At 51.9% G+C, this 12839-nt stretch carries 13 protein-coding genes; 6 read left to right on the top strand and 7 right to left on the bottom strand.

From position 1 onward, the window contains the following. Positions 1 to 62: 62 nt before the first annotated feature. From EZI54_RS07260 to EZI54_RS07235, 6 genes are read left to right on the top strand one after another with little or no spacing between them, the layout of a single operon-like run. A complete protein-coding gene (locus EZI54_RS07260) occupies positions 63 to 608 on the top strand; it encodes a type IVB secretion system protein IcmW (protein WP_423226991.1) in 546 nt (181 codons plus the stop codon). Between the two features lie 22 nt (positions 609 to 630). After that, positions 631 to 1152 carry a hypothetical protein gene (locus EZI54_RS07255; protein WP_131480518.1) on the top strand — a complete coding sequence of 174 codons (522 nt, stop codon included), beginning with the start codon at positions 631 to 633 and terminating at the stop codon, positions 1150 to 1152. Continuing rightward, positions 1149 to 1565, top strand: a complete 417-nt coding sequence (locus EZI54_RS07250; protein ID WP_131480516.1) for a hypothetical protein — start codon at positions 1149 to 1151, stop codon at positions 1563 to 1565. Before EZI54_RS07255 ends, EZI54_RS07250 begins: the two co-directional genes overlap by 4 nt. Before the next feature lie 11 nt (positions 1566 to 1576). Further along, complete coding sequence (locus EZI54_RS07245) at positions 1577 to 2674, top strand: hypothetical protein (protein ID WP_131480514.1); 1098 nt, start codon at positions 1577 to 1579, stop codon at positions 2672 to 2674. Further along, entirely contained in the window at positions 2671 to 3960 is a 1290-nt protein-coding gene (locus tag EZI54_RS07240) for a hypothetical protein (protein ID WP_131480512.1), read from the top strand. Before EZI54_RS07245 ends, EZI54_RS07240 begins: the two co-directional genes overlap by 4 nt. 14 nt (positions 3961 to 3974) lie before the next feature. After that, a complete protein-coding gene (locus EZI54_RS07235; RefSeq protein ID WP_131480510.1) occupies positions 3975 to 4706 on the top strand; it encodes a hypothetical protein in 732 nt (243 codons plus the stop codon). A gap of 39 nt (positions 4707 to 4745) precedes the next feature. Here EZI54_RS07235 and EZI54_RS07230 read toward each other — a convergent pair whose 3' ends face one another. The 7 genes from EZI54_RS07230 to EZI54_RS07200 form a co-directional block, all read right to left on the bottom strand. Continuing rightward, complete coding sequence (locus EZI54_RS07230) at positions 4746 to 5330, bottom strand: hypothetical protein (RefSeq protein WP_131480508.1); 585 nt, start codon at positions 5328 to 5330, stop codon at positions 4746 to 4748. A gap of 23 nt (positions 5331 to 5353) precedes the next feature. Then, positions 5354 to 5677, bottom strand: coding sequence for a hypothetical protein (locus EZI54_RS07225; RefSeq protein WP_131480506.1), 324 nt, complete (start codon positions 5675 to 5677; stop codon positions 5354 to 5356). A gap of 120 nt (positions 5678 to 5797) precedes the next feature. Continuing rightward, positions 5798 to 7243, bottom strand: a complete 1446-nt coding sequence (locus EZI54_RS07220; RefSeq protein WP_131480504.1) for a YqaJ viral recombinase family protein — start codon at positions 7241 to 7243, stop codon at positions 5798 to 5800. A 110-nt stretch (positions 7244 to 7353) separates the two neighbouring features. Next, positions 7354 to 10092, bottom strand: coding sequence for a TraM recognition domain-containing protein (locus EZI54_RS07215; protein WP_131480502.1), 2739 nt, complete (start codon positions 10090 to 10092; stop codon positions 7354 to 7356). Continuing rightward, complete coding sequence (locus EZI54_RS07210; protein WP_131480500.1) at positions 10089 to 10949, bottom strand: hypothetical protein; 861 nt, start codon at positions 10947 to 10949, stop codon at positions 10089 to 10091. Before EZI54_RS07210 ends, EZI54_RS07215 begins: the two co-directional genes overlap by 4 nt. 30 nt (positions 10950 to 10979) lie before the next feature. Beyond that, entirely contained in the window at positions 10980 to 12329 is a 1350-nt protein-coding gene (locus tag EZI54_RS07205) for a secretion/conjugation apparatus DotM-related subunit (RefSeq protein WP_131480498.1), read from the bottom strand. Beyond that, a complete protein-coding gene (locus tag EZI54_RS07200) occupies positions 12319 to 12801 on the bottom strand; it encodes a lytic transglycosylase domain-containing protein (protein WP_131480496.1) in 483 nt (160 codons plus the stop codon). Before EZI54_RS07200 ends, EZI54_RS07205 begins: the two co-directional genes overlap by 11 nt. Positions 12802 to 12839: the final 38 nt, after the last annotated feature.

Raw genomic sequence — 12839 nt, 5'->3', positions numbered from 1 at the left:
AGCCCTCTGACGTGCGGTGTCAGGTCGTCCAATTTCTCCAACCATTTAAAAGCCCAGGCCCTATGTACCCTGTATTCAACACCGAACATAAAGCGCCCCCGTCAAAAGGGGATAAAGGAGCCCACCAGTATTGGTCAGCTGTTGACCCTGTGGTTGCGGATGTCGTCAAGGCTATGGACGAAGCGGATACCTGGCACTTGGAAGGCGACCTTCGGATTCGGGAAGCCCTTGATCGCTTGATTGAGAAGCTTCAGGAATCACCGGTGGTAGCGAGATTCAGTATCGACAATCCGGAACAGGTGGTGGAACTGTTGGGGTGGATGCGAACCAGCTCAGCTTTGATGCTTCTGCACTACTCAACCGACGATCGTCGAGAAGTGTTGGATTTGTTCGTCAACGCTTGCACCGAAATCTTGAAAACTCGACCGGACGACGAAAACACACAGCGGGCAGCTTCGGTAGCCATTGAGCGCTTCTTGGCGTTTGAACGAATCGCTCTGCTAGGCCGTCTCTTTTCTCCAGAGAGGGCACAAGTGATCGAAAAGGCGGTTGCCGATGCCGTGCGAATTGTGGACACAGAATCGTATGCGGGGAGGGAGAATGGTTAATCGATTGCCCCGGGACCACTTGGTGCCGCTGATCATTGTGTTTGCCTCGACTTTCTCGACGGCTGCCAGTGCAAGTGACGATGTAACTTGCTTGGTGTCCGATGTGAAGGAGGCATATGCGGAAGCCCAGAACGGAATTACGAAATCTGTCCGCGACGATATCGAAGAGAAAAGCCCTTCGGACGATCAGGATTTCACCGAGATGGGCTGCATTGATTCGTTCGGGATTTCAGCTGGATATTCATTGCCAGATATCGATCTATCAGACGAGATTTGTGAGGCAGCAAAAGACTATGTGAATGGCCAGCTAGGAGCGCTGAACGACGTAGTTAACTCGTATGAAATGCCCCCGGGAATGGATGCTGGTCTTGATATGAGTGTCAGCAATGAAAAGGGTGACGATGAAAGTGAGTTCAATAATAAATACTTGCAAAAGCTCGATGCCTATCGAAATAAGCTCCAGGAGTCCGCTGACAATATAACCAAAGATCGCAAGGGTGGAACGAGCTACACACCTGAAATGCCGTCTGAGGAAAGCCGATGAAACGCGCGCTCTTGTTGATTCTTATGGTTGCCCTGGGAAGTAATGCGGTGGCCGATGAGTGGGATCCTGTTAAATCCACTTCCGACCGGTTCAATGAGAAGTCGGATGGCATTAACGAAGATCTGAATGAGTCCCTTAATGACGCACTTCAAACAGCCAAAGATAACAACCCTTTGCAGGGCGTTTGTGGGATGGATTTTTCGCTGAGTGGCAATTTGGGGTTCGATCTGCCGGATCTTAGCTGTGAGAAGTTCTTGCCAGAGATTGGGTTCTCGCCGTCTCTTCAGTTTTCCCCTTCGGAACCAATGATGGACACCGTTCAAAACGGCTTTTCTGATGCCTCCGGTTCCGGTGACTACTTCAACAACCCCAGTGACGACCTCGATGGCACTGTAATTGAAGGCTTTGAGTAGGGTTTATTTCAATGTCGATTAGAAAACCACTATCCCAGTTTGTTTTTAGCGCATCACTTGCACTGCCGATAGCAATGGCGCCGACCGCAGCAAACGCCTGCGCGTGTTTGAGTCTGATTCCCCAGGCAACGTCCATGGCGGGTTTGGTCATGGCTGGAACAGAACAAGTGAGCATGGCCATGTACAACGGGTTTAATGACACAGCGGGTGCAACTGCTGACAGTACGGCTAAACAGACGAAGAGTCTTGTGGACGGACTGGAGGCTATGACAACAACGCTGGTCAATGAAATTCGGCAAGTACCGGTCACTGAAGAAGAAATTGAGCGCCGTAAGGCCCTTGCAGATCCAGCCGAGCAGGCGACAGCGCCGTGTCGATACTCCGATCGATCTGCCGATCTTGGCGGGACGGAAAAGCTCGCGGCCGCACAGTTGGCAAGCCTCGATAAAGCCAGCGCCGATTACAACGAGCTGCCGTCAGTCAACAACGATCCCGCCGTTCAATCAAGCAGCTCCCGGTTCTACGCGCGAGCAGCCAAAGCCCTAAAAGAGCGCGAGGGTATTGATACTGTTGGGGCGAAACTGCTTTCAGACCAAAACGGGCTCGGCAGCTTTTCTCAGAAAGATATCGAGAATGCTTCGCTATTCACCAACATGACGATCAATCCGGATCCGCCGGCGCGAATTGCCGAACCGAAAACGATTTCCGACATCAATTCGAACGTTGATGCCGATCTCTACAACCTGCGTATGTCGTTACCTCAAGCCGTAATGAACCAGCTTTATTCATACAAGGCCCCGGCACTTGAAGTGGCTGACGATTCTTGGGTTGCGCGACAGCTAAAAATGGCCGGAATCAGCCCGAATGCCAACGAAAACCCACTGAGCTATGACGATCTGCTCAAAGTGATGGCCACACATCGGGTTAACAGCATCGAATGGATCACCAACTTGTCGGCCAAATCGAAATCCGGTGCTCTCAAGGACATGGCCATGGTTCAAGCGGATTCAGCATTTATGGATTACGAGCTTTGGAAACAAGAGAAGTCCACTGCCATGCTGATGTCCCAACTTCTCGCGAGCAAGCTGCGGAAGGAGAAGGAAGAATGACAACTGTGCGCTCATGGGTAGCTGGCGGAGCAATGGTGATCGGGATATCCCTGTCTGGCACAAGTCCTGCCTACGCTATGGGTGGAGAGTTTGCGGCCGGATTTCAGGCCGGATGCCTCGCTTGCCTGCAAATCGGCATCCAGGCACAAAATATCATCAGACAATCAATTCAAGCGTCACAGAAAACCCTCTACAGTGCTACAGGAGAAAACACACCCGGTGGCCAGGTCGGATTCCCGATGCTCGAGCGCACGATTAAACAGGCATCCGAGAAGCAGACAGCCAATCTACGCGACGCTTTCGATACGGCTGGCCAGCGCATCAGTCAGGAATTACGACAAGTACCTTTCACAAAGGCAAAAATCGACTCAGAACAGTTGAACGGTGCGGCAGCTCCAAATTATGACCCGACAACGGAGCAGGAAGTGAAGAGAAGCGTCGGCCGGGATCCGGATCTACCTTCTGCTATGAGTGCCATCGAAAGTTTACTTCGGGGTGATAGGGCGCTTGCTCCGTTAAATGATGACGACTCAGCTTCAGAGGACGATAAATCTGACGAGAGAGGCAATATTAAGAATCTTGGCAACCCAGACGCTGCGAGGACCGCACAGATCCATTCACTTACAGAAGCCTTGCGTGAAAATGATGGGTCGACCTTTGCGGAGTTGAATGCAGGGCTCCTGGTTGAAGATCGAAATCGCATCCTCGGGGATAAAGCTGTCGGTGACGATGAATATTCCCAGCAGCAAAAGGCTGATTTGTATCTACAGCTCTTGGCAGGAAAAGAGACCTCATCCGCTCGAGCGACGCTGAACGGGGATAATCTCAAGTCACTCGCCGGCCTTCGATCCGCTGTAAATCAGAATATCAATGACATGGGTAAGCTGACTCTGATGCAGGTAATGGATCACTACGCTCAAATGCGACGGTTACATCCGAAGGGGTACGGCTTAGGCGCCTATATGCGCAAATCCATGCCAAACGCAGCAGTGGTTATGGGCAACACAGATCGCTTTGACGTCAACGGCGATGAGAAGAAAGCCGACTTAATGAGTGACGAAGCATTTATGGCACTGACCAGCGCATATCGGTCAAGGTCCCCATCCTGGATGGCCAAGGTTGCCGCTGATGGAGATTACGCAGCTCGGGAGGCAACTATGATTGCGGCTGAAAGGCTCTATGTGAAATATCAGCGCCTCAAGGCTAAGCGCGAGATCAACATGATGCTGGCCATGCTGCTTGGTAAGCAGCTCCAAACGGAAGAACCTGGCAACGTGAACCGGTAAGGGAGGCAGCAATCATGGCCCTGACACCTGAACAAGTCCGCAAAGCATACCGACTTATCCGAAATCGGATTGGACCAACTGTTGATGTGTCTGACGAACACTTCAAAGAACACTTCTCATCGGTGATGAAAGGGGAAATCCCCAGTAGTCCAGCCTATCGCCAGGACCTGCTCCGTGACGATCGATTTAAGACACTGGTTCAACGTGATTCTCGTTTCAATGCTCATGAGACGGCGAACCAGCTGATTGGTCGAGGCGATGCCATAGGATTGAGGGTTTTGAACAATAACTCGACCGTAGCGCCATCTACGGTACAGCTTAACAATCAGCTAAAGCAGGCTGTAAAAACCAAAGAGTGGAACTGTGCTTTTGAGCTTTGCCGTCAGGGTGCTGACAAAAGTCAGCTCAGTATGAAAGAGCGATCGGAAATGGAAGCAAACACTGGGGCAGCTGTCGACCACCCGCTTGAAGATTTGGCCGGGATGCACACTGCTGAACTGGCGGGTCGAGTTCAGGACAACGGATCGCTCACGACTAATGTCCAAAGGGTAGCAAGGGCGTTGCACGACCCCGCGGATATGAGCGGGTCAGTCGATGAGATAGCACAGACACTTCTTGGGTCACAACAATCGCACAAGCTTGATTTGCTGCAAGCGCAAGCCTCCAGTCCGATCGATGCATCCAAATCTGCACTACAGACTCAACGCAACTTGAAGGAAATCAGCAAAGAGATGGGAATGATTTAAGCCTGGCGCCAAGCACCAGGCTTAAAGGGCCGAAACGCTTTAGGAGAGGGAAGGGCCTGTTTCGGGCTCGGGATCATCAAAGTCCATGTCGTGGGAGCGGGCCGCGGACACAAGCCGGGCTGCGGCCTTCTCCGCAGGCTCGGTCTCGACAGCATTCAGGAACATTTCCCGTCCACTTTCTGTCTGAAGGATATTGATCACCTCAGCTCTAGCCGTTGGGTCCGACTCCATCGCTTTGAACAGCTCTCCCACTTTTTCCTTCAGCCTGCCCTCATCCGCGATCGAAGGTGAGCGTGTTACTGGTGAAGCACCAAACGCCTCTTCCTTCACCTTTGAAAGACGTGTGCCGACCAGTGCACCGACGCCGTAGACGCCGACTGCTTCTGCGACTAACAGGGCATTGTCGACGGTCTCTTTCCACTGAAAGTGTTCGCCAGCCTTGCTATGTGCGTATGCTGTGGCCACGCCCAGCGAAACCATTGTCATTGTGGCCGCAATATTGGCGCTTACTTCCCGGGAACGATTCGGAGCCGAGGCAATGTATTGGCCGTCCTCAACCCAGAACTGAGCTGTTTTCTTACCCAGATCCTTGAGTCTGTCACGCCAAGATGTTTTATCAGTCATATCGATATCCTTTGGCTCAGTAGCTATGCGGCAAGTTCTTCTTTGGCATCAACCAGGATGCCGGCGAACTGTTCGATGAGAATTTCAAGATTTCGAATGATCTTCAGATCTTTCGATTTCAAGTGTTTTTGGGTTTGCTCGTTGTCCGGATCAACATCGAATTTGCGACTGGCTTCGCTCAGCGATATACGAAGTATCTGAAACTGCTGCAGCAGATCCTCTATCCCCGGCAAGCGAGCCGTTTCCATGCTTTCCAATTCTGTTCCGAGAGACTTCAATTTCAGACGGCAAGCGTGATAGCGCTCCACCGCGTCATATAGGCTGACCTGGGTCTTGGTGGCTTCCATTTTGGTATCTTCCTCTGGTTCTGGTTATCCACAGTTTTTGTGCTCTTTTTTGTGGAAAGAAGGTTTATGCCACTGGTTTATTTGCTTTTTTATGGGTGGTTATAATTTGATCAGATTTGTTTAGCCAAGGCTGAGTGAGTGTTCCGGCTCTTCCTCAAGTTCTTCGTCCAGTCCGGAAAATTTCTTCAAATAATGGCTCATCGCATCTTTCTGCCTTTCGACAATGGCTTTTTCATCCTTCTTGGTGCTCAACCGAACAGAAAAACCGGGGGACTCAAACTGGTCTGCACTTGCGCTCTCTGACAGCTTGAGGTGACCTTTCACAGCGTTTCGGTCAAAAGGAAAGTCGTATGCAGGGGATGGATCTATACCGTTCTCATTGAGCAGCTGAAGCGCTCTGTCCGCATTAAGGGTCTTCTTCTCTTTGTCTACGAGAGCATTGGGGTCGATACCGTCCTGCGCGATCAGGTAACGGGCGGCACTTTGAAGATCTATGGAGCGATTTTGAGTTACGCTCATTGGCGCATGACACTCAGTGTCGAGAGGTGGCATCCCGGAGAGGTCGTATTCTTTACCAATTTCCCTCAACTCTTTCAGGAGGCGACTGGATTCTTCCCCCGCGGCTTTCTCGGCCAACCTGGCATCCGATAATTGCTCAGTAAGTCGACGCGCGTGATCCAATGTTTCAGGGGGCGCAGTCTTCAGATTGACCGGTTCATAGAATGGGTTACCGGTCAGTACATGGTCGTTCCAGAGCTTGCCGGCGATCGCCATGAGGTCGGCCGCCAGCTGAGGGTCATGGTCAAAAGCCGTAACGCGCATTCCGAAACCGCGGAAATTTGTCTCGGCAATCTGGTCCCCCATTCTTTCAATCAGGCTCTTCTGATCAGCTTCTGATAGATTTTGCTTATTCAGCTTCCAGTTCAGCCCATCGAGCATGGCATTGGGTACATCCAGTTCAGCGAGGCAGTAATGGGCGATTTTCTCAGGAGCGGCGAACTGAGCGGCATTGCTCATGTAGATCGAACCGTACCAGTGAAGTTGTGCCACGTAGTTCAGTTCAAGGTCTTCTGACCAATCCAAAGATGATCGGATCTTGAAATCTGGGATTATCACCCCGGCCGGCGACTCGTTGATGTCATCCGGATTTCCTACAGCAAAAGATGCCTCTCGGTGGGGGGCATTGAATACGGACGAATACGGCATTCGATCTTTTACAGACCTGCGACCTGTCAGCTTTTCATAAACGTACTGCGCCAGCGATTCGAATACGCGTCCCCGACGAATATGAGGGTTGTCCTGATCAGGAAGCTTCAGAAGGAGCTTTTCAGCAACAATGTCGCTGGGAGAAGAAAACTTGGGCTCCATCCCGAGGTGGTAGCGTAGAAGCTCACCCACCTCTGATCCACCAAAGCCTCGCAGACGCTCTGCGTGCCAGACCGCACGAGAAGGGTCCAGGGCGGCGATACCGTCTATCCAACGATCGGCAACGTGGTCAGGTATGACTGCTCGCTGAGGCAGAGCATCAATCACGGCGCGGACCTGGGCTTTGATCTGGTCACTCATCTTTGAGGCCTCAATTTCGAGCGTAATTCAGCATAGTGTTGTCTATGCTATAACCCTGTGCTGTGTGACGACACGGCATCAGGTGTTGTTGTCCAGATTTTCCAATGTTCCTACCAGCGGGGCGATTCATCGTCACTTTCGCTGTCAGCCGCATTCATCCAGTTCTGAAATATCTGGGCGGTTCGATCGACAACAGCCTTGCGTTCATTTTCATCTGTCAGCTCTGGCATACGAGCCCGGCTGTTCGAGGGGTAGTTCACATTGCGAGCAACCGCGTTTGCCGTGGTAATGCCAGTTGCATGAGACTGATCTTCCTCGGTACCGGCCGCCGCCTCGATGCGGGCAACAGCGTTTGCAGCGTTGGTGCTCAGTTCCTTCTCGCTATCACGCAGCGACCGGCCGGCAACATCGTCAATCAATGACGGATCCACAACCCATGGGGCATGAGTGAGAACGCGATTGGCGCTGCTGTTTTCAAGTGACTTCGGAAGTTCTGCTGCTGACTTTTCGGCAACTTTACTTCTTGTTTCGACAGCTGCCTGAGTATTGGTGCTGGGAGGCGCTGGCTCGGGCAGTTCGTCTTCCCAATCATCAGGTGCTGATTCACCCTCGAGGTCAGCAATCGATGCCGAATGGGATGACTCTATTTCCGGTTCGATACTCGGAGCCGGGCGAGTCGGGCGTTTTGCAGGGGGCGCTGAGCGATCACGTGCAGATGTGGCCATTGTCGATGATGCATCGTGAACCTCACCATCATGTTCTGGTTCAGGGTTCTGGGTGGGCTCTGCCTGCGTTGATGAGGTCGTTTCACTCTGGACCAGATAGCTGTCCAGCGAAGCCACGATGGAACCGTAGAACGTGCCGTCAGCGCTTTTTTGGGATTCCCCGTTAGCGAGGGCATCGCGCCTGCGATTCAAAGCATCGTGGAGGAAACCAAGATCGTCACCAAGAGCGATGTCATTGCTGGTAATGTTGGTTCCTCGCTTTACGGCTTGCCGTAAAGCGCTCTGTTCTTTGCTCTCATTGTGCAATCGATCGTAGCCGTAGCCACGAGTAGGTGGGTTGACACTCACAAGACGGTTAACCCGAAATTCCTTGATGATGCCTTTTTCTTCATCAAGGCCATGAAAGAACGAATTGAAAGGTACGATTTTGTCGCGCCACATCAGGATGCCTTCACCCTCGATCTGGGCCCGGGTATCCATGGTGTCGACACGTGATTGGCGTTCAAAGCTTGCGCTTTGGCTATCTGCGTAGGTGTTGCTCATAGCGCCGCCTTCACGCGAGAAGCCTTGTGTCGTCATCGCAATGCCTTCTCCGGCAACCTGTTTCACCAGGTCGGCAGTGGCGCCAAGCCCTTCGGAAGCCATGATGATCTTGATCTTTGTGTTCTCGGCAATCTGCTCGGCTTCCGCTTCGTCTTCGCGACGCATCCCCGCGTAATCCTGGCCGGCTATGATGAAGGCGCAGGAAAGCCCCCTGGCCTGAGCCATAAGGGTCCCGTAACCCGGAACCATCATAAAAGCGAACTCGTCGTTTATGATGCAATATGGGGAAGGAGCATTCGTTGGCAGGTTGTCCAGGATTTCTTCTTTACGCCCCTCTATATTTGGCGGCAAACCTGTCGAGACCGCATTCTTTTGAGCAGCAAGCACGATCTTGGAAAGGTTCTTCAACTCCTCTGGCGCATTCTCAAGCGCCGGTATCATGACCACACCGATACGGCGTCGGTAGACCATATCGAGGAAATTGATCTCGCCATGGCCCACCATGTAGATGTTGTCGTAGGTGTCGGACAGAGAAGCCAAGGCACGAGTAAAATACTGTTGAGCAAAGCCAAATTGCTTTCCAACTTCCTCGGGCTGGGATTTCTTTTGCTTTGTTCGCGGATCAATACCCGGATCCTCTTTGTATCCAGGCAATGACGCAAGGAAGGACCTCAGTGACTCGCGCGATTTCCTTGTAATACGGGGATGGCGCTTGAGCTTTTCCACCTCTTCCATTTCCAGGCTTTTTCGAATCACATTAGGTGTAATCAAAAAGCCTGCTCTGTCCCGCAGGTCGACGAGAGCTGGCATGATCGCGTGAATTAGGCCGATCGCTCGTTCACCGAATACCTTATTTTCCCCGCCGCTTGGAGGCATGATGGAGACAATGATTTGAGTGTTCGACTGCGCTGAGCCATAGGCGAACAAGTTAACGGTATTTGCTTGTCGCTCGGCCGGGTCAGGCTTTTCAGAAGTGTTCCCCTTGATGTAGTTCAGGACCCGAAAATCGTCTTCACGACCAAAGAACCGAGCAAGGGTGTATATCTGCCAGGCCAGTTTGGATACGGCCTTAGCATCCGAGTACATGGTCCCAGAGCCGGCCGCGATGTAGTTAGCCGCCATAGAGACCAAAGTCTCAGTCTTACCGGCCCCGGTTGAACCTATCACCAGTGAGTGCTGCAGAGCGTGAACGAATGCCAACCAAAGCTCGTGAGCTCGGCGAGTAAAACGGGTGTTCCCCAGAAAGATCCGGCCGCGAGCCTTAGAATCCATAATACGACCCGGCTTCGGATCGTGTGGATCCCGCATATTCGCTTCTGCTGGCAACACCAGAGGCAGCGTGCGATTTTTGTTTAGCGGATGGCTGGTTAACCACACAATCAGCGGTCCGACAAACAGCGCAAAGAGTGTGGGGGAATAGAAAAAGATCGGAATAAGAATGGTGCAGGCAATCTGAATAGTCGTCGGCGCTTCTGCCAGCGTGTCACCGACGATTTCTGATACCGTTCGAAATTCCCGTCGAAGCCGTTTGGCGTCAACTTCCTGATCCCGGGTCAAACCCCGCATTTGCGGTTTACTCATAGTGCAGCGGCCTCATCGCTCGAATCAGAATCTTCATTTCGACTGCCAACCAAGGACTGATTCAAGGCATTCAAGCTGGACGCATTAGCGCTGGCCACTGTGCATGGCGGTGACTGCTTTGCTTGATTCGGGCGTTTCAGAACCGGCAGCGGAAGCTCGCTGAGTGTTTTAGAAACATGCGCGATCTCTGGCTGGTCCCCGCCTGACTCTAGGGCAGATTTGGTTGAACTGTGCTCGGAAGCAGCGACACCGCTGATATGGAGTGTTGCGATAACCCCGGTACCGATAACACATCCCAGCATGACGGAGCGACGCAAGCGAGCACCGACAGTTTCATCACCACGCGAACGTGCTGCTCGTTGCAGAGGAATGACCTCAGCCTTCGTGGGTTTCGCCTGAGCGATATTCTGCCCCTGGGATATCGGAATCTGGGACTGACGCGAACCGGACGTGGACACCTCCGCTCTCTTTCTCTCAGGAGCGGTCTTGGGAGCTTGGCCAGTGCTGATCTTCTTGCTGTTCACAAAAAGTGCTCTGATTCCTTTGTAGGTCTCGTGAAGGTGGGCCAGCCCGGCTTTGTTGGGTTCAAAGGGAACCGTAAAGACCCCATACCGTGAACAGTGGAGCCGAAGAACCGGATATTTCTTCCCGTTCAACCTTTTAATCAGGATCTGAAACCGAATCTGAGTATCGTCCATAGGGATGCTCAAATAGGCGTGAAGGTTGTTGGCGCCGAGGAATGAGGACCATGCACTCAATCGATTTGATGAAGCACGAAGCACGGGCACCATAATGAAAAGGTCATACTCACCACGGCTTTTATCGGTCACTGTCTCGATGAAATACTGATACTTCATTTCGCTGCCTTTTTGATGAGATTGTCCGGGTTAAGAGCTTTTTTCCTGAACACGTTTGGCGTCTTCTATCGAAAGCCGCTCTTCGTATTCACTTTTGAGTTCACCGCTTTCACCCACGATCCACTCTTCGTCGTAAAGAGATTCCTCGATACCATCTGTTCCGCTTTCTACGCAGGGGATTTTGATGCCGTGACCGGCTTTGACTTCTTCCTGGTAGTGGGACCAGACACCGGCCGCTTCAGCAAATGGGCGGTCGCCACCAAACTGATTCAGGGCGAAGAAAAGCGTTCGATTGACCGGCTTGAGCCACAGAAATTCATTGGTGGTGAACACCCCTTTATTACCGGCTTCGTTAAGCAAGCCCACAAATACGGTGTTTTTGAATGAGTGGTATCCCAGAACGCGTTTAACCTTTGGGTGAACCCCGTATTTCTTGAGAGCTTTATCCACCCCAGTATCATCGAGTGTTGGGCGCTGCCGTTTCTTCCGGTCAAGCCGTTTCCAGCTATTACCCATTTGGAGTGCCAGCTTTCGTGCGGCGTTGGGCGAGCTCGCGATACAGGTCACCAGAATGGCTGCTACGCACTTTTCAAACCGGTCAAGTGATTCAAACCCTTTCCAAAGCCCCCCAAGTTGCACTGTGAGAAGGGCATCGGTTTTCGGTTTATTGAGCTGGCATTGCCAAGGGGAGGGCATTGCTCGACGGCGCTCTTTCGCCGACCAGCTCATTTTCCTCTCGCTCCATCCTTTGATGGTTTTAAGGCGTGCATTTTCGCTTTTAGGAGCGCCCAAGATTTCACTGATCTTGTCACCGATGTTTTTTGTTGAGCTGACCTGAACCAAGCCGTTCATCAGCGCATAATCAATAGGCGAACGGTTGACCGCCCATGGCCCCTTGTGAATGGGCGTGTTAAGCAAGTCTTCCTGCATGACAACGTTGATGCTGGGGTTAAAGCCAGCGTTGGCTTGTGCAAGCTTGTGAAGATCGAATCGGCGAACGTATTTCCGAATTCGCCGAGGCTTGTTGAGCCCCCAAATGCGAATAACGACCCAAGGAAGCAGGAAAAAAGAAACGGTCTGAAAAATGGTGTCAGCCATAACAATGGCTGCATCGGCTCCATATTGGCTAGGGTCAGCTGAGAGCAACGTCGTTGACCAGTTTGAAAGATTGCCGGCTATATGGTCGGGGTACATAAAGCTGATGTACTGTATCGCTTTGCTCAGAAAGCCGACCGTGATGAACAGAGCTCGGATTACGACCGTTTGCTGAAAATTCCAAATAGCCCACAGCAGCAAAATGATGGTGCCAAGAAAAATGAATGGTGCAATAAAGTCTTCAAGACCGGTATTTTGACCGTTAGCACTTTGGTTAGCTGCCATAGTTGTAAGCCTCAATCATTGCTTTGTAGCGCTCCATGAGCTTATTGGCGTAGACCTTGTTGTATTGCTCTGTTTTGCTGTGATAGCGAGCAATGGCCCGGAACCAGTCTTCAGCCGAATTCACTTGAATGCCGGCAGTGACTTCCCGCAAATACCAGGCGGCAACACTCAGGTTGAGGCAACCGTTGTTTTCGACCATCGCCCGGGTAATCCCGTTCTTTTTTAGTTCCTGCAGATGTATCGAGTTGATCTGCATAACGCCAAGGTCACTCGTTGCATTCGAGTTTTGCGCAACAGTTCCCGTTGACCCGCCCTCAACCTGGGCAACCAGAGACAGCACAAGCGGGTGAACCTGGTAATACGCCGAAACCCTGTCTACGCAATCTTGGGTAACCGGGCTGGGTTGCTCCATTTGCTTGATAATGGCTGGCGGTGTATCCGAGGGAATAACTGGAGGTGGGGGTAAATCCATGGCCACGGCTCGAATGAACAATTTTCTCCATTGTATCG

It is taken from the genome of Marinobacter halodurans (assembly GCF_004327985.1).
Classification (GTDB): domain Bacteria; phylum Pseudomonadota; class Gammaproteobacteria; order Pseudomonadales; family Oleiphilaceae; genus Marinobacter_A; species Marinobacter_A halodurans.
The sequence above is the reverse complement of the archived record's forward strand: the minus strand, read 5'-3'. Positions and strand labels throughout refer to the sequence as shown.